16 protein-coding genes and 1 riboswitch are annotated in these 21,061 nt (G+C 49.0%); of the genes, 9 read left to right on the forward strand and 7 right to left on the reverse strand.

Going from position 1 to position 21,061, the window contains the following annotated elements; translation table 11 throughout:
- Positions 1–55: 55 nt before the first annotated feature.
- A complete protein-coding gene (uvrB, locus tag ACAN55_RS17330) occupies positions 56–2,047 on the reverse strand; it encodes an excinuclease ABC subunit UvrB (RefSeq protein WP_379135485.1) in 1,992 nt (663 codons plus the stop codon).
- 218 nt (positions 2,048–2,265) lie between these two features.
- Here uvrB and ACAN55_RS17335 point away from each other — a divergent pair, with 218 nt between their 5' ends.
- Entirely contained in the window at positions 2,266–3,036 is a 771-nt protein-coding gene (locus ACAN55_RS17335; RefSeq protein ID WP_379135490.1) for a flagellar motor protein, read from the forward strand.
- Positions 3,033–3,911: a flagellar motor protein MotB gene (locus tag ACAN55_RS17340; RefSeq protein WP_379135492.1), complete on the forward strand. Its 879-nt coding sequence runs from the start codon at positions 3,033–3,035 to the stop codon at positions 3,909–3,911. The genes ACAN55_RS17335 and ACAN55_RS17340 overlap by 4 nt, the downstream gene beginning before the upstream one ends.
- A 156-nt stretch (positions 3,912–4,067) precedes the next feature.
- Here the strand turns inward: ACAN55_RS17340 and gcvH are convergent, their stop codons facing one another.
- Entirely contained in the window at positions 4,068–4,460 is a 393-nt protein-coding gene (gene gcvH / locus ACAN55_RS17345) for a glycine cleavage system protein GcvH (RefSeq protein ID WP_379135495.1), read from the reverse strand.
- A gap of 183 nt (positions 4,461–4,643) precedes the next feature.
- A riboswitch (glycine riboswitch) is annotated at positions 4,644–4,742 on the forward strand.
- Between the two features lie 181 nt (positions 4,743–4,923).
- Here gcvH and gcvT point away from each other — a divergent pair.
- The 3 genes from gcvT (at position 4,924) to gcvPB (ending at position 9,265) form a co-directional block, all read left to right on the forward strand.
- Positions 4,924–6,033 (forward strand): glycine cleavage system aminomethyltransferase GcvT, encoded by a 1,110-nt coding sequence (gene gcvT, locus ACAN55_RS17350; protein WP_379135498.1) that lies wholly within the window; start codon positions 4,924–4,926, stop codon positions 6,031–6,033.
- 380 nt (positions 6,034–6,413) lie between these two features.
- Positions 6,414–7,766: an aminomethyl-transferring glycine dehydrogenase subunit GcvPA gene (gene gcvPA, locus ACAN55_RS17355; RefSeq protein ID WP_379135501.1), complete on the forward strand. Its 1,353-nt coding sequence runs from the start codon at positions 6,414–6,416 to the stop codon at positions 7,764–7,766.
- Positions 7,763–9,265, forward strand: coding sequence for an aminomethyl-transferring glycine dehydrogenase subunit GcvPB (gene gcvPB, locus ACAN55_RS17360; RefSeq protein ID WP_379135504.1), 1,503 nt, complete (start codon positions 7,763–7,765; stop codon positions 9,263–9,265). Before gcvPA ends, gcvPB begins: the two co-directional genes overlap by 4 nt.
- 100 nt (positions 9,266–9,365) lie before the next feature.
- On the opposite strand, the gene ACAN55_RS17365 is transcribed toward gcvPB, so the two are convergent.
- On the reverse strand, positions 9,366–10,178 hold the full coding sequence (locus ACAN55_RS17365) for a helix-turn-helix domain-containing protein (RefSeq protein WP_379135507.1): 813 nt from the start codon (positions 10,176–10,178) through the stop codon (positions 9,366–9,368).
- A 221-nt stretch (positions 10,179–10,399) separates the two neighbouring features.
- On the opposite strand from ACAN55_RS17365, the gene ACAN55_RS17370 reads away from it, so the two are divergent.
- Positions 10,400–11,587, forward strand: coding sequence for a copper amine oxidase N-terminal domain-containing protein (locus ACAN55_RS17370; RefSeq protein WP_379135509.1), 1,188 nt, complete (start codon positions 10,400–10,402; stop codon positions 11,585–11,587).
- 401 nt (positions 11,588–11,988) lie between these two features.
- On the opposite strand, the gene ACAN55_RS17375 is transcribed toward ACAN55_RS17370, so the two are convergent.
- Complete coding sequence (locus ACAN55_RS17375; RefSeq protein ID WP_379135512.1) at positions 11,989–12,696, reverse strand: hypothetical protein; 708 nt, start codon at positions 12,694–12,696, stop codon at positions 11,989–11,991.
- A gap of 154 nt (positions 12,697–12,850) precedes the next feature.
- A complete protein-coding gene (locus tag ACAN55_RS17380) occupies positions 12,851–13,345 on the reverse strand; it encodes a hypothetical protein (protein WP_379135515.1) in 495 nt (164 codons plus the stop codon).
- A gap of 540 nt (positions 13,346–13,885) precedes the next feature.
- Here ACAN55_RS17380 and ACAN55_RS17385 point away from each other — a divergent pair.
- Genes ACAN55_RS17385 through ACAN55_RS17395 form a run of 3 tightly spaced genes read left to right on the forward strand, consistent with a single transcriptional unit; the run spans position 13,886 to position 16,533 of the window.
- On the forward strand, positions 13,886–14,920 hold the full coding sequence (locus ACAN55_RS17385) for an ABC transporter ATP-binding protein (RefSeq protein ID WP_379135517.1): 1,035 nt from the start codon (positions 13,886–13,888) through the stop codon (positions 14,918–14,920).
- Entirely contained in the window at positions 14,917–15,717 is an 801-nt protein-coding gene (locus ACAN55_RS17390; RefSeq protein WP_379135520.1) for an ABC transporter permease, read from the forward strand. Before ACAN55_RS17385 ends, ACAN55_RS17390 begins: the two co-directional genes overlap by 4 nt.
- A gap of 18 nt (positions 15,718–15,735) precedes the next feature.
- On the forward strand, positions 15,736–16,533 hold the full coding sequence (locus tag ACAN55_RS17395) for an ABC transporter permease (RefSeq protein ID WP_379135523.1): 798 nt from the start codon (positions 15,736–15,738) through the stop codon (positions 16,531–16,533).
- A gap of 84 nt (positions 16,534–16,617) precedes the next feature.
- Here the strand turns inward: ACAN55_RS17395 and ACAN55_RS17400 are convergent, their stop codons facing one another.
- Together ACAN55_RS17400 and ACAN55_RS17405 are read right to left on the reverse strand one after the other, a co-directional pair.
- The gene (locus ACAN55_RS17400; RefSeq protein ID WP_379135525.1) at positions 16,618–19,626 is read right to left on the reverse strand and encodes an efflux RND transporter permease subunit; all 3,009 of its coding nucleotides are present in this window, start codon (positions 19,624–19,626) and stop codon (positions 16,618–16,620) included.
- A 215-nt stretch (positions 19,627–19,841) separates the two neighbouring features.
- On the reverse strand, positions 19,842–20,972 hold the full coding sequence (locus ACAN55_RS17405) for a cation:proton antiporter (protein ID WP_379135528.1): 1,131 nt from the start codon (positions 20,970–20,972) through the stop codon (positions 19,842–19,844).
- Between the last annotated feature and the right edge of the window lie 89 nt (positions 20,973–21,061).

Here is a 21,061-nt window from a genome sequence, read left to right on the forward strand (position 1 = left end):
CTTCGGGATTCGCTTACTCACTGATAAATCATGGACGTAGTATCTAAGATGACTACTACTCTGCTCGGAGCTCCAATAGAGCGTCGCGAAGCTCGGCGGCACGTTCGAACTGGAGGTTCTTCGCCGCGTCTTTCATCTCGGCCTCGAGGCGCTGCATCAGGCTCTGACGCTCCTTCTTGCTCAGCTTGCCGTCAGCACCGGTAAGATAATCGGCTTTGGATTCTGCGACCTTGGTTGCTTCGATGATCTCGCGGACTTTTTTGTTGATGGTTGTAGGTGTAATTCCGTGCTTCTCATTATAGGCTATTTGTTTCTCTCTGCGGCGGCTGGTTTCACTGATCGCCTTCTCCATGGAATCCGTAATCTTGTCGCCGTAGAGAAGCACCCGTCCCTCAGAGTTCCGGGCCGCACGGCCGATCGTCTGAATCAGTGAACGTTCCGAGCGGAGGAAGCCCTCTTTGTCAGCATCGAGAATCGCTACAAGCGATACTTCCGGCAGATCTAGACCTTCCCGCAGGAGGTTGATCCCGATCAGGACATGGAAGGTTCCCAGCCGCAAATCACGCAGTATCGCCATCCGCTCCAAGGTTTTAATATCCGAATGCAGGTAACGCACTTTGATGCCGATCTCCTTCAGGTAATCGGTGAGATCCTCTGACATTTTCTTGGTCAGCGTTGTGATGAGTACACGTTCATCGCGCTCAATCCGCAGCCGTACTTCTGCGATAAGGTCATCAATCTGCCCTTCGGTCGGACGAACCTCGATAATCGGATCCAACAATCCGGTCGGGCGGATAATTTGTTCCACCATCGTCTCGCAATGCTCCATCTCGTAAGGTCCCGGCGTTGCCGACACATACACAATCTGCTTAACTTTATCCTCAAATTCCTCGAATTGCAGCGGCCGGTTATCCAGCGCGGAGGGAAGCCGGAAGCCATGCTCTACAAGGACTGTCTTACGCGCCCGGTCACCATTGTACATCCCACGAATCTGGGGAAGCGTAACATGTGACTCATCAATAACAATAAGCATATCGTCCGGAAAATAATCCATCAGTGTAAAAGGAGTCGCTCCAGGCTCCCGGAAAGTGAGCGGTCCTGAGTAGTTCTCAATGCCCGAGCAGAAACCCACTTCCTTCATCATCTCGATATCATACCTCGTCCGCTGCTCAAGCCGCTGGGCCTCCAGCAGTTTGCCGGCATCACGAAGCACGGCCAGCCGCTCTTCCAGCTCCCGTTCGATATTAACCAGTGCTACCCGCATAGTCTCTTCTTTGGTAACAAAGTGAGAAGCCGGGAAAATCGCCACATGATCACGCTCACCGATTAATTCACCCGTCAGAACATCAATTTCTGTAATCCGCTCGATCTCATCGCCAAACAATTCCACCCGTATCGCATGCTCTCCTTGCGATGCCGGGAAGATCTCGATAACATCGCCACGAACACGAAACGTTCCGCGTACGAAATTCATATCATTGCGCTGGTATTGGATATCCACGAGCCTGCTCAGTATCTGGTTTCGCGGCTTCTCCATCCCTACCCGAAGCGATAACAGCAGACTGCTGTATTCCTCGGGAGAACCCAAACCGTAAATGCAGGATACGCTGGCTACAATAATGACATCACGGCGTTCGAACAGTGAGCTTGTCGCCGAGTGGCGGAGCTTATCAATCTCTTCATTAATACTGGAATCTTTCTCGATATAGGTATCGGAGGAAGGGATATACGCCTCCGGCTGATAGTAATCGTAGTAGCTGACAAAGTAGTCTACTGAATTATTCGGAAAAAAATCCTTGAATTCACTAGCCAGTTGAGCGGCCAATGTCTTGTTATGAGCAATGACAAGGGTCGGCCTGTTAAGTTTGGAAACCATTTGTGCGATGGTAAAGGTCTTCCCTGTCCCTGTCGCTCCCAGCAGCGTCTGGTGCTTCTTGCCCTGCCGGATGCCTTCTACTAGCTGCTCAATGGCACGAGGCTGATCGCCCTGGGGTGTATATTCGGACTGCAGTTCAAAAGTCTGTTTGCTAATGACAATATCACTCATTTGCCCGTCTCCCCTCAATCGACTAAAATATATTAATATATAACCACGTTCTACAGTTCATTGTCGTCTTTAGGTACAATCTCCATACGACAGTGAAAAATATACAATAATAGTATGTTGCGATAACAAATATAAGAATACTTGTTCCCGTACATTATACATTGTTGCCAGTACTGATGCAAACCATAATATAGAACAGAATAGGAGCACGGATGAATATGGATATTACCGCAGTTATCGGCTTATTAGCCGGACTGGCTGCCTTGATCGGCGGTTTTTTCTGGGAAGGAGGAAGCATCTCAGGCATCCTGCAGCCTAACGCGGCGCTGATTGTATTTGGCGGTACGCTCGCCGCGGTCATGATCAGCTTCCCTGCCGCCCGACTGCGGACCATTCCTGCCGCACTCCGCATGGCCTTTGGCAGAAACAGGGAGGATGTGAAGGAAAGAGCGGACGAAATCATTGCCATGTCGGCACTTACCCGGCGGGGCGGTGTTCTTGCATTGGAACAAACGGCCGAGGAGCATCCCCATTATTTTACCCGGGAGGGGCTGCAATTAATTGTTGACGGTAATGACCCCGACCAGGTGAAGCAAATCCTTGAACTTGAAATGGATGCCACCGAACTGAAATTCGACGGTTATGCCAAAATATTCGAAGCTGCGGGCGGATATGCGCCTACGATGGGGATTATCGGTACGGTCATGGGCCTTATCCGTGTTCTCGGGAATTTGTCCGATCCTTCCCATCTCGGACCTTCGATTGCCGTTGCTTTTACCGCAACCCTATACGGTGTGGCCAGCGCCAATCTGATCTTTCTGCCGATTGCCTCCAAGATCAAGTCGCGAGGTCAAAGCCAGATCCATCTGATGGAGATGCTGCTGGTCGGTATCCTCTCCCTGCAGAACGGAGAACATCCTCTGCTGGTCCGCAAAAAGCTGGCTTCCTTTACCCCCGAATCGGACGGAGAACAGCGAGGTATGTTATGAGACAGCGGGGCCGCAAAAAATCTCCACTGCGCACTAGAGACATCCGCGACCGCTGGATGATTACGTATGCCGATCTGATAACGCTTTTACTGATCTTTTTTGTTGTTCTATATGCAATGAGCAGCCTGGACGGCAACAAGTATGGCATTGTTACCGATTCACTGTCCCAGACCTTCCGTTCCGGCAATCCGGTATTGGAGGGAGGTACGGGCATCCTGGATTCCGGTCCGGGAGAATCCGGTTCCCAGAATGCCGGAACTGGCGGACAGACTGCGGGAAGCAACTCAGACTCAGGCGGTGGACAAGCAGGAAATGGCGCCGGAACAGGGGGCACAGATGCTGGAACGGGGAACTCCAGCACCGGATCAGCGGAAGAACCAACCGCGAGAGAGCAGGCCTTCAAAGAGCAGGAAGCGAAACTCGCCGATCTGATGGGTGTCATCACGAAGTATGTGCAGGAAAACAACTTGGGGGACCAGATCTTTGTGGAGGATAAACCGCAGGGAATCGCCATTACACTAAGCGACCGTTTTCTTTTTGATGTGGGAGACGCCACCATTAAGGCTCCTTCACTGCCTGCGCTGCGGAAGTTATCCAGCCTGTTTGACGAAATTGGAGCAGTCATCAGCATCGAGGGACATACGGATAATACGCCGGTTCTAGCTTCGTCACTCTATAAAGATAACTGGGAATTATCAGGCGCGAGGGCACTGTCGGTCCTGCGTTTCTTCCTGGAGAAACAGAAGCTAAATCCGGATAAATTTCAGTACGCAGGATACGCGGATACCCGCCCTACCGCTGACAATTCGACGGAAGCCGGACGCCAGAAGAACCGACGGGTTGAATTAACCGTACTGCGCCAGCTGCAGGAGTAACGCGAGAGTCTTAACTCCAGCAGAGCAGACTGTCTCTATGTCGGAACGGCAACGACAATATAAATCAAAGCAGACCTTGCACATCAGTAACATCCTGATGTGCAGGGTCTGCTTTTTTACAACCATCATATAATAATTCCGCCAAGGGAATTCCTGTTATTCTCCTACCAGTTCACGGTAAGCGGCTGCATTCAGCAGTCCGGCTGCTGCATCGGCGAACTCGCCTTCGATCTCCACTTCAAAAATCCATCCGCCGCCATAAGGCTGCTCATTAATCAGCTCAGGGCTGGCTTCAAGTGCGTCATTGATTTTGGTTACCTTGCCGGTTACTGGTGAATATAATTCAGATACCGTTTTTACAGATTCGATGCTGCCAACACTGTCCCCAGAGGTTATGGCCGCCCCTACTTCAGGGAATTCCACGAATACGATATCACCTAGCAAATGCTGGGCATGGTCCGTAATCCCGATGCGCACTACGCGTCCTTCACCCTGCTGTGCCCATTCGTGCTCTTCGCTGTATAGCAGGTTGTCTAACACTTCACTCATTCCAAAGCCGCCTCTTTTCAAATGTGGAGTTGTAAATTCAGTTATAGACTAAGTTATCGCTGAGCTTAATGTCAATATAACTGACAGGAAATTTAAATTTGTCATCTTTTCGACGTTTTTATGTTGACATTGCGGCGGCCTAGCCGTTTTAATGGAGACAGTAGAACACAATACGTTTTGCGAATGATGGTACAGGGAGAGACTGACTTCACTTGAAGTCGGCGCCGAAGGAGTAAGCCCGGGAAGGGTGAATCTCTCAGGCAAAAGGACCTGTGCCGGACGCAACTCTGGAGAGCATCTGGCGGTACTTAACGCCGGGTCACCAACGGGGAAACCTGACTGCTTCAGGCAGCGGGGCAACTCTCAGGTACAAAGGACAGAGCGGAAGAACAGAATGATGCGTAAGCATATCTGTCTTCCGCCTGTCCTTTTTAGCATGTAATCAGACCAAAGGAGTGACAAGATGGACGCTTTGAAAAGAACGCCTTTTTACGAGCTTTACTCCGCTTTTCCGGAGGCCAGATGCATTGATTTCGGGGGCTGGGAGCTGCCGGTCCAATTCACTGGCATCGTTAAAGAACATGAAGCGGTGCGGCAGGCAGCCGGGCTCTTCGATGTTTCGCATATGGGCGAGTTCATGGTTACAGGGACCGGGGCAGAAGCTTTTATTCAAAAAATGACCACCAACGATGTCACACGCCTCTCGGATGGTGCGGCACAATACACGCTGATGTGTTATCCGGACGGCGGAGTTGTCGATGATCTGCTTGTCTACCGTTTGGGCACTGAGCGTTACATGCTCGTAGTAAATGCCTCCAATATCGAAAAAGATTATGCCTGGCTTGCAGAGCACCTGCCTTCCGGCGGCGAAGTTACGCTAGTGAACGTTTCGGACGAAACGCTGCTGCTCGCGCTGCAGGGTCCGCTGGCTGAAAGGATTCTTGCAACGGTAACCGATGCTGATCTAAGTACATTGAAACCCTTCCACTTCGTAGAGCATGCCACGGTATGCGGTGTGGATGTACTGCTCTCCCGCACCGGCTACACCGGTGAAGATGGCTTTGAACTGTACGCGCCGTTGAATGCCGCATCTGCATTGTGGAACGGCCTGCTCTCCGCAGGTGAACCTTTCGGTCTGACGCCTTCGGGTCTGGGTGCACGCGACACCCTTCGTTTTGAAGCCAAACTGCCGCTGTACGGTCAGGAATTATCGGCTGACATTACGCCACTTGAAGCTGGGGTACAGTTCTTCGTGAAGCTGGAAGGTGAAGATTTCATTGGCCGTGATGCTCTTCTGAAGCAAAAAGAATCCGGTCTCCCCCGCCGCCTGGTCGGGCTGGAGATGATTGACCGGGGCATTCCACGCTCCCATTATCCCGTCTATGCAGACGGCGTGAAGATCGGGGAAGTCACAACCGGTACGCAGTCCCCGACGCTGAAGCGCAACCTGGGTCTCGCCCTTCTGGACGCGGCTTATAGCGGGCTCGGTACAGAGGTGTACGTGGAGATCCGCGGCAAACAGCTGAAGGCTGCCGTGATCAAAACGCCATTTTACAAGAGAAGCGTGAATTAATTTAGAGAGCACATTGACTTCAAGAGTTAGTATTATAGCGGTCAAGTTGAAGCGGCTGGCCTCCATACTGGGGCGAGTGTCAGATTACATGGAATTTCTACCGTTAATTCGGATGAATAATTAGCTGATACAAGGTTAACGGTAAAAACTGGAGGTAAACATATGATTTCTTCCTCATTCCGCTCCTATGTGAACTAATAACGCCAGTTTTTCCATCTAAATATTGAAATCAGCCTAAATTCATTACATTACCTCCGGTTTTTCCTGTTAATCCAGACGAACGAACCGCTGCTCAGATAAATCTAAACGAATCGCTATTTTTAAACCAATATATAAACCCGGTTTTAAAACAAATATAAAAATTCAGGAGTGAAGCCACCATGAAGCACCGCTATCTGCCGATGACCGAGCAGGACCGCAAGGAGATGATGGAAACCGTCGGCATTCAGTCCACGGAGGAACTGTTCTCCGATATTCCGGAGGCCGTCCGGTTCCGGGGAACCCTCCCGATGTCTGAAGCGCTCGATGAATATGCACTGCTCCGCCATATGAGCAGTCTTGCCGCCAAGAATGCTAACTTTGACAGCCATGCCAGCTTCCTCGGAGCAGGATTGTACGATCATCATATTCCAGTGGTTATCAACCATGTCATTTCCCGCTCAGAGTTCTACACCGCCTATACTCCTTATCAGCCGGAGATCAGTCAGGGCGAGCTTCAAGCCATCTTCGAGTTCCAATCCTATATTTGCGAACTCACCGGCATGAAAGTAGCCAATGCCAGTATGTATGACGGAGCCACAGCTTTTGCGGAAGCAGCGGTTCTCGCAGCCGGATCTACGAAACGGGGCAAGCTGGTCGTATCCCGCGCTGTTCATCCGGAAGCACGCCAGGTGCTTCGCACCTCAGCCAATGCCTGGGGCCTTGAGGTTGTGGAAGTCGACTATAAAGACGGAGTAACCGATCTTGAACAACTTGCTGAAGCCATTGATGCTGATACAGCAGCAGTGCTCGTGCAGTCGCCCAACTTCTTCGGCTGTATCGAGGATCTTGGTGCCATCTCACCATTGATTCATGCCGTTAAAGGACTGTTTGTCGTCAGCGCCAACCCGATTGCCCTCGGCGTACTGGAGACCCCCGGTGCGCTCGGCGCCGACATTGTTGTCGGCGATGCCCAGCCGCTAGGAATTCCGGCTTCGCTCGGCGGTCCGACGTGCGGTTTCTTCGCTGTAGCTGAGCCATTGATGCGCCGTATGCCGGGCCGCATCGTCGGCCAGACCGTCGATCGTAACGGCAAACGCGGTTTCGTATTGACGCTTCAGGCACGGGAGCAGCATATCCGCCGTGAAAAGGCGACATCGAACATCTGCTCCAACCAGGCTCTTCTCGCACTGTGCGCTTCCGTCTACCTGTCCGTCATGGGCAAGGAAGGCATGCGCGAGGTGGGCGAGCTGAACATCCGCAAGAGCCATTATGCAGCAGGCAAGCTAAGTGAAGTAGCTGGTGCTGAACGTACCTTCTCCGCCCCATTCTTTAATGAATTCGTATTGAAGCTTCCTGAAGGAAGCAGCATTAGCGGCATTAACTCCAAGCTGCTTCAAGAAGGGTATCTCGGCGGCTATGATCTTGGCCAGGATTATCCGGAGCTCGCCGGACATATGCTCGTCGCTGTCACGGAAAAAAGAAGCAAATCCGAAATCGACCAATTCGCAAGCGCACTGGAGGGCTGTCTATGAAACCGGAACAAGAATACATGACCCCCGGGCTGCCGGCCGCCAAGCCAGAGCAAAGCCTGATCTTTGAACTAAGCCGTCCCGGACGCTCGGCCTATTCCCTGCCGCAGTGTGATGTTCCGCAAGAGGATAGCATGGAATCCATGATTCCATCAGGACTGCTGCGCAGTCAGCCTGTCGTTCTTCCCGAAGTGTCTGAAGTCGATGTTATCCGCCACTATACTGCCCTTTCACGCCGCAACTTTGGTGTCGATAACGGGTTCTACCCGCTAGGTTCCTGCACGATGAAATATAATCCGAAGATCAACGAGGACGTCGCCCGTTTCACGGGTCTCGCCAAGATCCATCCCTACCAGCCGGAAGAGAGCATCCAAGGTGCGCTTGAGCTGATGTATACCCTGCAAAATGATCTGGCCGCGCTGACCGGCATGGATGCCGTATCGCTCCAGCCTGCTGCAGGCGCACATGGCGAATGGACCGGTCTGATGATGATCCGCGCCTACCATGAGAGCCGCGGTGAGACCCGCACCAAGGTCATTGTGCCGGACTCTTCACACGGAACCAATCCCGCTAGCGCCGCGGCTGCCGGGCTCGAAACGGTAACGATCCCGTCGAACGATAAAGGGATGGTTGACCTGGAACAGCTAAAAGCGGCTGTCGGCAGCGATACTGCCGCGCTTATGCTAACCAACCCGAGTACTCTTGGCTTGTTCGAGACGCAAATCGTCGAGATTGCCGCCATCGTCCATGAGGCTGGCGGTTTGCTCTACTACGACGGAGCGAACTCCAACGCCATCATGGGCATTACCCGCCCCGGTGATATGGGCTTTGACGTTGTACATCTTAATCTGCACAAGACGATGAGCACCCCACACGGCGGCGGCGGCCCTGGAGCCGGACCAGTCGGCGTGAAAGCAAGACTTATTCCATTCCTGCCACAGCCAACCGTAGCTAAGAACGAAGACGGAAGCTTCCGTCTCGATTCCGGCGGCCCGGAATCCATCGGGCGCGTCAAAGCATACTACGGCAACTTCGGTATTCTCGTCCGCGCCTATGCCTATATCCGCACCTACGGGCCGGACGGTCTTCGTGAAGTTTCTGAAAATGCCGTGCTCAATGCCAACTACATGATGCACCGTCTGGCACCGTATTTTGAAATCCCGTATCCGGGGGTCTGCAAGCATGAATTCGTCATGTCCGGCAAGAATCTTAAGGCATATGGTGTCCGTACACTGGACGTAGCCAAACGCCTGCTCGACTTCGGTTACCACCCGCCAACCGTCTATTTCCCGCTGACGGTAGAGGAATGCATGATGATCGAGCCTACCGAGACCGAGAGCAAGGAAACGCTCGACGGCTTCATCGAGACGATGATCCAGATCGTCAAGGAAGCGAAGGAGACACCGGAGGTAGTTATTAACGCTCCGCATACCACGGAGATCAGCCGTCTCGACGAGACGCAGGCAGCGCGCAAGCCGGTATTGAATTGCTCCTGCGGTTGATTGACCGGATTTAAATACAATTAATAAAGCGGCTGATCCAAGTCTGTATTCTGACTTGGATCAGCCGCTTTATTGGCGTTGGCATTACATTTTCCGCAGTCTATGACGTTAACTTCTTGGTAAATTGCCGGCGGTCATTCACATTCATTTTGGTATATATGCTTTTAACGATATTACGAACCGTACCTTCACAGATATCCAGTTCGTTAGAAATGTACAGCGCGCTTTTTTCTAAAAACCACTGGTACGCTACGTCCTTCTCTCTGGCTGTCAGGTTGTATTCCTGAAATTTAGTCACTATTCTGTGCTGTTGCACCTCAGCGTTCTGATTCATCCATTTGCCCGTAACATTCTCTGAAACTTGCTGGATAAAAGGAATGGCAAATTCGATCGGCTGTTGCTTATGAAAGGAGATATCGACATAACCCTGGACAATACCATCTAAATATAAGGGGGCGCACACACAATTCCAGTGCTTGAACGTTGGATCTGAATGTTCATCTCCCTGCACAACTCCAATACAATTCATCTCCATGGCCAGGGACACGGCATTCAAACCGGCACTTTGTTTCGCCAAGGATAGTCCGGCACTAAAACCAGCCTGTTCCATCTCGTCCCGAAGAGATTCCGCTGAAGATACCACATCAAGAATCCGGCCGGTCTTATCGGTTAGAAAGATAACAAAGGGCAGCGGTATAAATTCACTTATTCGTTTCATTTCATTACGGATAGATAAGATTAATGCTCCTTGATAGTTATATACCGGCTCAGTACTAGTTATTTCATTCGTTCCTATTAAATAATTTGTTGATTCTAAACTATCCGCATTATTGAATTGAAAAGCGTTCCTCTGCTCTTCTGTTAATCCGTCCACTGCGCACCATGTTCTTGACTTGTTTAGGATTGTTAACAAAATAAGTAGGCCTCCTAAATTCAGTGTCATCCTCTCGTGCTATTATTGTAATATAATACCAAGATAATTAGAGGCCATTTGTGAAATTAATCACTAAGTATAAGCTGCTACCTCTGTTTCTTTATGTAAATAGCCAATGTTGTATATATAAAATGCTCACTCGTTGAGTTAGTGTAGTCATTAATGAGTAAAAATTGATCACAAAAAGGAGACAGACTTCAATGAAATTTAAAATCTTCAACAGTCTATTAGCAGCCCTCGTCTTATCCGGCATGATCAGCTTATCTGCATTTGCTGCGGAGCAACCGATTACGGTTCTGATTGATCAGCAAAAACTTGAGCTTAGCGGCAGTGCACCTGTTAACGACCACGGATCTATCCTTCTTCCCATGCGCGCTATATTTAAAGAGCTTGGACTTGATGTGAAATGGGACTCCAAAACCGGCTCTATTACCGGCACGAAGAACGGCCTGATCATTAAGCTCAAGGTGGGTAGCAAGCAAGCGAGCATCAACGGAACCGCCAAACAGCTGACCTCCTCTCCTCAAGTGATCGACAAAGTTACGTATGTACCGCTGCGTTTTGTGAGTACAGCGACCGGCAGTGATATTAAATGGGATCCGAAGAATAACACCGTCACCATTCTTACTAAACAGAACACCGTTGATCCTAAAGAAATTTCAGCCTTTTTCGAAAATTATGTTGCCTATTCCAACAAAGAAAATTACGACGGATTTATGAGTCTCATTGATCCGCAATCTCCGCTGGGACAGATTGGACCGCAAATCAAGGATCAAATGGCACAATATGATTTTCACACCACGATTGATCAATTAGATATCCTTAGTCTGAAGCCGGGCGAAGCCACTGTTCATACCATCGAATCTTCACACAAAATCAGCGGCCCCTTCATGCTGGACAGCAAATCGGACTATACCTATTCACTGGTCAAAAAAGAGAATAGTTGGTTGATCAGCAATCTGCAAATTAACGGCACGCAGTATATCCTGCCTGATGAGATGCTGAAAGCTGCAATCACGGTTCCGAAAGCGGATGAGGAAGGAATCATGGCCGTTCTTCAAGCCAACCTTAAATACTCGAATGAAGAAAATATGGACGGCGTGTTATCCACCATCGATGCAGCATCACCTGCATTTGCACAGAGCAAAGAGGCCTATGGCCAAATCTTCAAAGTGTATGATTTATTATTCGCGTTTGAATCTACCAAGATCATCAGTTATTCGGAGAACGAAGCTGCGGTTTATGTCGTTCAGACGACTAAAAAGGTAAAAGGCCCAGACTTCCAGGATAACCGTACTACCAGCGTTTCAACCTTGAAGAAAACCAAAGACGGCAAATGGGTTGTAGAGCAAACCTTTCTGATCAAAAGCGAGGCACTGACCCAATAAAAATCCCTGTTTTTCGCACGGCTGATCAACGTCCCGCATATCAATGAGATCAGCCATCTCGACGAGATTCAGAATGCACACAGGCCGGTGCTGAACTGTTCCTGCGGCTGAAGCCACCGATTGAACTTCACATTGAATAACAGAAAGCGGCTGATCCAAGTCTGAATAACAGACTTTGGAATCAGCCGCTTTTGGGGACGGGATTATTCAGCTTTGCCAGCTATGTTGTAAGTTTCCTGGAAAACTGCCGGCGATCATGCGCGCTTTTTTTCAATAACCACTGATAAGCACAGCCCCGAACTGTCCAATCCGAAGGATGGTCACTTTTTTTCAAAGTGTCCATCCTTCGGATCACTATTCCTTTTAGTCAAAGAAACGGTGCTTAAAACTCGAATTTACGATCAATTCCAAAAAGTGCAAGAATAAGAACCCGTCGTATACGGACAGTCGATAATATTATGTGAAAACACTCCATAGATTCCCCACTTTGACTTAACTGTTATATTTGGGCCTGATCCTCCTCCAACATAAGTTACGATACCTGAGTGGCCTCCTGCACCATAATCCACTTTACTTCCAATTTTCCCCGTTCCACTGGTATAACTGCCATCAGTCCTATATGCACTTGCGCTATCCATCCAATGAGTATTAGTCGAACTTGTTGAATACCATGCATATGAATGGCAATTATAACTAGGATTCTGAGGACTTAAAACTGTTGCATTAGGATAAGTTGCTGCCATTGTAGCTTGTAACGCCGATGCCTGTTGCGAAGTAATGCCATGATCAGCCCAAGTCAAATCTTTATATGTTGGCACACTAGTGCCCCTAGGTGTTGTTACAGAACTGTAAGTAAAGTATGGAGTAATAACACTATTTGGATTAACAATACTATTGGAACTAATACCTTCAAGTAGGATTTCAACATGAAGTCCTTGAGTAATTACTTTAGTATCTGTTGTATTTAAAAGACCTATCATATCCTGGTATTGCTCAAGTTCGAATATGGCGTCAGTTCTCTTTGTCAATTCTTGTAAGCCGTTAAAACTGCTGTAGATTGCATTGAATCCCTCTTGCTTAGTATTAAATGCATACATATTTACTAACATCCACAGAAGCAGAATCTCTATTTGAGCACAATCCATATTTCTAGATGCGGGCCTCTGTTGATATTAAAAATCAGTCATTATTCCAAATATATAAGGGTAACACTTCGTAGAATAAACTTTCATCAAAAATGCTTCTCTATGTCTTTCTAACTTATCAATATGCATCTGCTTTTATCACAAATGCATAAATTACTTTATTCAGGCCCCACGTCGCTATAATTTTAAACCCTCTGAAATCTATCCTTGTATTATCAAATTTTGAATTCAACAGAGATGCTGGATTTTTTTGCAGTAGAAAACTAAATTTATCATCTTCATTAGTTAATGAAATATCGGTAGACAACTTATCGGGATACAAATACCCCCCCTCTGAATTCAACAATATGTCTTTGACAGTAACATTGTCAGGTGGGACTTTTCCAAAATCTAAAGTTATTTTCTTGTTGATTTCTATATACTTAGTTTCAGATAAAGTGAGTTGTTCAGATTTAAAAATATCCTTTTCACTTTCTGAAATGCTATCCTTCGAATAATTGAAGGAAATGTTTTTAATACTCTCATCCCCAATAGTCACTGTTAATTCATGACTTTCATCATGCATCTGTACTTTACTAGTACTTATTAAGTTGTTACTTTCATTAGTTATCATACAACCACTACATCCCAGTGAAGTAATTAGCAATAAAATGACCAATCCATGTTTCACAAAAAACATTCCCTTCATTTATATTTCATGATGGCAGCAAGGCATGACCTCTTTTTTCTAACGTTAGCAAGATTATTGTGAAAATGTTCACACATATACGTTCGTCTTTCCGCCTTTAATTCCATATTATTAATATATATTTATTTTTTTAATATATAAAGAATTTATTTACAAATATTAGCCATTTCATCTGGAGTCCCATCAACCGTTTTGGATAGGTAGAAAAATATAAGTGTCGGAAGATCAACAATCGGCAAATCACCAGAAATCAGTACAAACTTATAGATTACATGTTGAAGGCCGATTGAATATTTAGATAAAGCGGCTGATCCGACTGGATCAGCCGTTTTTTGGGTATGCACCATCCGCCAAATACATTAAATTCCTTTATTTCTTCGCTATATTGCGACAGCCTTCGATACTATACCTATGCTATATTTGCCAATAGTTCTTTTGAGGCGTCAGGATAAGGGAGTGAATTTCTTGAGTATTATTGAGGCCAGACAATTATCCAAATCGTTCATGCAGGCGGTGAAGGAGCCCGGACTAAAGGGGGCGGTCAAGCACTTATTTGTACCAAAGCATATTGAAAAGATTGCTGTACAACCGCTTGACCTCTCCATTGAAGCCGGTGAAACAGTGGCCTATGTAGGGCCTAACGGGGCAGGCAAATCCACCACCATCAAGATGCTGACGGGCATACTGGTCCCCTCTTCCGGCACCGTTTCTGTAAACGGTATCAATCCCCACAAGAAGAGAATGGCTAATGCCGCACAGATCGGCGCAGTATTCGGTCAACGCACCCAGTTGTGGTGGGATATTCCGATTATTGAATCCTTCTCTTTGCTGAAAGATATCTATCATATTCCCGAACACGTATACCAAAGTAATCTGGACCGGTTCATTGAGCTTCTCGGCATGAATGAATTTATCCACTTGTCGGCCCGAAAGCTCTCCCTGGGTCAACGCATGCGTGCGGACCTGGCCGCTTCATTATTACATAATCCTCCGATCCTCTATCTGGATGAACCCACCATCGGGCTGGATGTATCGGTCAAGCAGAAAATCCGGGAATTTATTAAGCAGATCAATCAGGAGCAGAGAACCACCGTTATGCTTACAACTCATGATCTGGGCGACATTGAGGATCTGTGCAGAAGGCTGATCATTATTGACCACGGCTCCATTATCTATGACGGCAGTTTAGCAGAGGTCAAATCCCGGTTCGCCGGTAAACGCACCATTTTCTTTCAAGTAGAATCCCCTTTACCTGATTTGTTCAAGCAGCTGGAGCACACTCCCGGGATGAAACTGGATATTCAGAGCGGATTAGAGTTCTCCGTTTCCTTTGACCGTCATGAGTACACTGCCAGCGAAGTGGTAAGCCGGGTGATGAAGCATGGCGAAGTGGTAGATTTCCGGATGGAGGATGCCAACATTGAGCAGGTAATCAAAGCCGTGTACGACGGCAAGCTGGACCTGAATTCGGACAGGACATACGGGAGTGCCAGCTCATGATCACACTGAAGAAATACAGCAGTATTGCCAACCGCTCTTTGCAAAATATTTTGGCCTACCGGGTTTCGTATATCATTTCGTTCCTTGCTAATTTCATCAATTTACTGGCTATCTATTTCTTATGGCAAGGGATTTACCATGGCCGCGACTCGCTGGGCGGATACACCTGGGATGAGATGAAATCTTACCTGCTCGTAACCTTCCTGGCCAATTCGGTTCTGACCTGGTATTCGGAGACGGCCATTTCCGGCAAAATCCTCGATGGCAGTGTCGCCGCCGATTTGCTGAAGCCGCTGGATTTTCAAAGCGCTCGGTTCGCGGAGACATTAGGATCAAGCCTCGTAGAAGCTGGAATGAGCGCTTTTCTCATCGGCATTTTTGCCTTGTTCAATTCCGGAATATCCGTGCCGCACGATCCGCTTGTATACCTATTATTCGTCATCAGCCTGCTGGCAGCTATGGTCGTCAAATTCGGAATTGTATATCTGGCCGCCCTGCTCTGTTTCTGGTCAACTGGCTCGCTGGGCATTGTCTGGACGAGGATTGCTGTTACCAATTTGCTCTCCGGGGCACTTGTTCCTTTGGCCTTCTTCCCGGGTTGGCTGGAGAAGCTGGCCCTGCTGCTGCCTTTCCAGAGCATTATCCACACTCCCACTGTGATTTTCCTGCAGCAGGCTGAAGCATGGGAAGCGCTGAAGCTCATTGGCATCCAATGTTTTTGGGGAGCTGCACTATGGATTTTAGGGAAATGCATGTGGAACTGGGCAGTCCGCCAGGTCACCATTCATGGGGGATAGAGAGGAGGAATCAAGGACATGTCGCTGCAACGGATGTTTTATTTATATAAAAGACTGTATGTACAGCAGCTAAAGGTCATCCTGGAATATAACAAGGACTTCTATATTCTGATGTTCTCTGCTGCATTAACACAGGTGCTTGGATTCATCTTTCTCTGGGTGATTTATGACCGGATCCCCGACATCAACGGATGGCAGTTTTGGGAAGTGACGTTTATGTATGCGATGATTTATCTGACAGAAGGAGTTGCGTCCTTGTTTTGCGAAGGAATCTGGAGAATGAGCAGACTGGTGAATCAGGGGGATCTGGACAGGTATCTGCTGCGGCCGGTGCCGGTGGTTCTGCAGATCTTCTGTACGGGTATCGGTATCAATGGCCTCGGAAACCTGCTGATCGGCGGTGTGATTGTTTGGCAATCTCTTGCCCACAGCACGCCTGACTGGTCACCTGCGAAAATATTGATCATCATGCTGCTGATGATAATGGCGGTCATTATCCGTGTATCCATTATCCTGGCGGGAAACTCAGCCGCTTTCTGGATTCGTAACGCCCGCAACGCTTTTCCGCTCATGGTCCATAACCTGGCTGACCTGGCTAAATACCCGATCTCTTTATTTCCCCAAGCGGTACGCATCTTCATTTCGACGGTGCTTCCTTATTCCTTTATCAGCTTCTTTCCGGCAACCTACATTTTCGGCAAAAGCGAATGGTCCGGCTGGTGGATGCTCAGCCCCGTCGTGGCCATCGGAAGCGCGTTCACTGCCTACGGCATCTTCCGCTTTGGACTTTCCCGTTATGAGAGCACGGGAAATTAACGTGACCTCAATTGATACAGGCCCTTCCTTCGGTCATCGACGATGACGAAGAAAGGGCCTGCCTTTTTCCTAAACAGCTACCTATTAAGCCTCTTGCGCTTTAGCCTGAACAGCCACCTTACGTTCCTTAGCTGACTTGCGGAAGTAGAACAGCTCATAGATGGCTGGTACTACGATCAACGTAAGCAGTGTAGCAGCGGTCAATCCGCCGATAACGACGATTGCCAAACTCTGCGAGACGATGCTTCCCTGCTCGGAGTGTCCGAACAAGAGGGGAGTCATCGCGAAGATGGTGGCAATGGCGGTCATCAGAATCGGACGCATCCGGGTTCCGGCTGCTTCAAGGATCGCTTCGCGGATGCTCATATGGGTTTCATTTTGCTTGATGCGGTCTATAAGCACGATGGCGTTCGTCACGACAATGCCGATGAGCATCAGTGCCCCGAACAATGCGGTGAAGTCAGGCGTTACACCGGAGACAAGCAGTCCGACAATCGCCCCGATAGCCGCCAGCGGCAGAGAGAACATAATGGCGAATGGAGCCCGCAGCGTTTTGAACGTCAGCACCATGATCAGGTAGACGAGTCCGATGGAGATCAGCGCGGTCATTCCAAGGTCTTTGAAATCCCCTGCTTGATCTACCGAGGCGCCGCCTGCGTACAACGTTACCCCTTCCGGAAGGGTAATAGCGTCCGTTTCTTTCTTAATATCGGCTCCGATTTCGGAGACCTTCTTCGGATCGACCTCTGCCGTAATTCGTACATAAGGTTTGCCGTCCTTGTGGTACAGCATTGCTGGCTCATTCTTCACTTCAAGTGTGGCCAGCGCCGAAAGCGGCTGTGGTCCTTCACTGGTCATAATGGTAATACCCTTTAGATCTTCTTGTGTCTTAGGCTGAGCGATCGGGTCCATCACTACTGCGGCAGGAGTGCCGTTCAGGTCGATTTGTCCCAATGGCATCGGGTTCAGCACCGCTGCCAGCTGCATGGAGATTTCCTGTGCATTGGCTTTAGCAGGGTCTACTTTGAAAGAGAACACCGGCTTGGTGTCATCCATGTTGCTGCTGACCTTCGCCACACCATCAACGTTTTTGATTTTAGCGGTAACATCATCGGCTACAGTTGTAATTGCAGCCAGGTCATCTCCGACAATATCAATATATTCGGTCGTTGAAGCCGAACCCATCATGCTCGATTCATTCGCAGTCAGGGTTGCTCCTTTATAGGAATCCTTGAGGCTGCGGATATGCTCAATAAACTTCTCTGCATCGGCATTTTCTTTCATGACCACAGTATAATCCACCTGAGTCAGCGCACTGACGCTTCCCCACTTGGCGGAGTCTGCACTGTTGCCGGATTGCATCAGTACCGTTTTGGCCTGATCCTGCTTCATCAACTCCTGCTCCAGCAGCTTGCCGTTTGCAATGACGTCCTCTACCGGTACATCGTTCGGATATTTCAGCTGAACTGCTACCATGCTGGCATCGGAGGCATCGAGTGCTCCTTTTGGCATTGTAATATAGGCTGTAACTGAACCCGCAAGAAGAATCAGACCCAAGGACAGTGTGATCCACTTCCGCTTCAGATTCCACTCCAGGAACCGGGTGAATTTACGGGAAGGCTCATGCTCTTTCATCGAAGTGTTCCGCAGCAGCCATGAGCTAAGCAGAGGAACGACCGTCAAGGCTACAACCAGCGAAGTCAACAGAGAATAGGTTACTGTCAGTGCGAATGGAAGCAGGAACGCCTGTAGCCCGCCTCGCAGCAGTCCCATGGGCAGAAATACGGCTACTGTAGCAATGGTAGATGAAGTGATGGCTCTAGCTACTTCCTTGGTAGCACTAATAACCATCTCAAAGGAGAAAGATTCCTTCTGTAATCTGCGGTAGATATTCTCGATCACTACGATGCTGTCGTCAACCAGACGACCGACTGCTACCGCGACGCCCCCGAGCGTAATAATGTTCAAGGTGATACCGGAGATATCCAGCAGATATAGAGTAACTGCGAGTGACAGCGGAATAGACACTGCAGTAATAATGGTTGCCCGGATATTACGGAGGAACAGCAGGATCACGATCGTCGCGAACAATGCGCCAAGAAGTACTTCACGCATCATGCTGTTGACCGAGGTGACAACCATATCCGAAGTGCTGAAGACAACAGCCAGTTCGGCATTTTTTACGTTGGAATTAATCGTCTTCACGGCATCCTTCACTTTGTTGCCAACATCCACTGCATTGGCATTGGCTTCCTTGGTTACAATGGCGAACAGCACATCCTTGCCGTTCGACCGGCTGATGCTCTCCTGATCATTTTTCCATTCCACAGCTGCAATATCCTGCAAGGTTACACCCGCCGCAACCGGGAGCTTTTTCAGAGTATCGATGTTATCTATTGCAGATACTACATTCACATTTCCGCTCTGTCCGCCGATCGTCTGCTCTCCAAGAGAAGCCGATACACTACGGCCCTGAAGCAGACCCATCACCTGTGCGACAGACACTCCTTTGGCAGCCATAAGCTGCGGATCAAGCTTCACTCCGACCTGCGGAGCTACCTTGCCGTACAATGCGACATTCGATACGCCGTCAATCTTTTGCAGCTCCGGAATAATTCTGTCTTCTGCAAGCTCGAGGTTCTCTTTAGTCAATCCCTCGTCAAACGAAAGCGTTGCCTCCGAAACCGGGATCATCGAGGTATTCAGCTGCAGCACATACGGGTCCATAACCCCCTGCGGGAACTGCAAGGCGTCTACCGCCTGCTGAACCTCCTGCGCTGCGTCTTTCATATTGGTTGTGCCGTCAAAATAAATATCAACCTTCGCATAACCATCTCCTGAAGTGGAGAGCAGCTCCTTCTTGCCCTTAACATAAGCTGTTGCCGCCTCAATAGGCTTCGTTACATTCGTCTCCATGGAGTGTGCATCTTGCCCCGGACCCAGTACCGTAACGGTAACCTGCGGGTTATCCGCCTCCGGCATAAACTCCATTGGCAGCGAGGTGTAGCTCATCAGCCCCACCACAATTGCCATTACCACCAAAAGCCCGACCGCCGCCTTATTGCCGAACGCCCATTTCGTTAACCATGTCATTGTATACTTCCCCTTCCACTCTGTATCTTCTGGATTTAGTTTAGGGATTTTTCTCAAATGTCAAAACCGTCCAGCGGATGGTTCTTTACTCAGACCTAAGGCGGGGGTTTCTCCCCGGCTGAAGACAGAGAAAAAGCCACTCCCCGGAAGGAGTGACCCCTATGGATTGATCTATAGCAGAACAAAACAGCCGTATTGGCACAGTATCGACTTCATTACCGGAACATATATTTAAGCAGCGGCGGGGTGATGAGCGTAGTTACGATGACCACAATAATGACAGAGGTGAAGTACTCCTGTAGAAGGAGACCGCTTTGCAGGCCCGTGGCAGCAATGATCAAAGCCACTTCACCCCGTGACACCATCCCGGAGCCGATAATAGCCGCGGAACGGTTATTAAAACCGGTAAGCCGCGCGCCCAGCCCGCCCCCAAGCATTTTGGCAAGGATAGCAACCAGGGTAAGCACGATGACGAACCCGAGCTGCCCGCCCACTCCCGTAAAGGAAACACTCAGCCCGATGCTTACAAAAAAGACCGGAACAAAAATGGAATACGCGATCGGCTCGAGCTTCTCCTCAACCGTATGCTTGAATGGGGTCTGGGATATCGCGATCCCTGCAGCAAAAGCACCAATAATTCCGGCCATCCCCATCATTTCCGCGAAATAAGCAAACGCAAAGCATACCACAAGGGCGGCCGTTATCGTCGCCTCCGTGACCCGGAGTGGAGCCAGCCATTTCATCACGCGCGGAACCACGAACCATCCGGCAATGATGGCGATTACGAAGAAAAGAACCTTTTTTCCAATCAGAAGGCTAACAGACACTTCCTCTCCCGTACCGAACAAGCTCATCAGGACCGCAAGCAAGATAACTACCAGAATATCATCGACCACGGCCGCCCCAAGAATCGTAGAACCTTCACGGGAGTTCAGCTTGTTCATATCCTTCAGCACCTGCACCGAAATACTAACCGATGTAGCACTTAGAATTACACCCATGAACAATGCATTATGATAAGCGAAGCCGAACCATTCACCAAGTGCATATCCGCCTGTAAAAGGCAGTAGAATCCCCCCGATGGCTACGGCAAACGCCGACTTCCAATTCTTTCGCAGTTGCTCCAGATCCGTCTCCAGACCGGCGATGAACATCAGCAGCAGTACGCCAATCTCCGAGAAGTAATGTATAAATTCCCCGTCCTGAACCCAGCCGAGAACCGCAGGTCCCAGTACAATTCCGACAATCAGCTTCCCCAGCACAGCGGGTTGCCCCAGCCTCACCACGAGATCCCCGGCAAGCTTCGTACATAATAAAATCAGTATAAGATATAGAATAAACTCCATAACCTCTCCTCCCCACTTCTCTGTATTTATCCCTGAAAAAAGACAAAAGGAGCCCTTGGTGACAGGCTCCTCCGAAAAACAAACGTTCC

The sequence above is a fragment of the Paenibacillus oryziterrae genome, from assembly GCF_042610485.1.
Lineage (GTDB): Bacteria > Bacillota > Bacilli > Paenibacillales > Paenibacillaceae > Paenibacillus_AQ.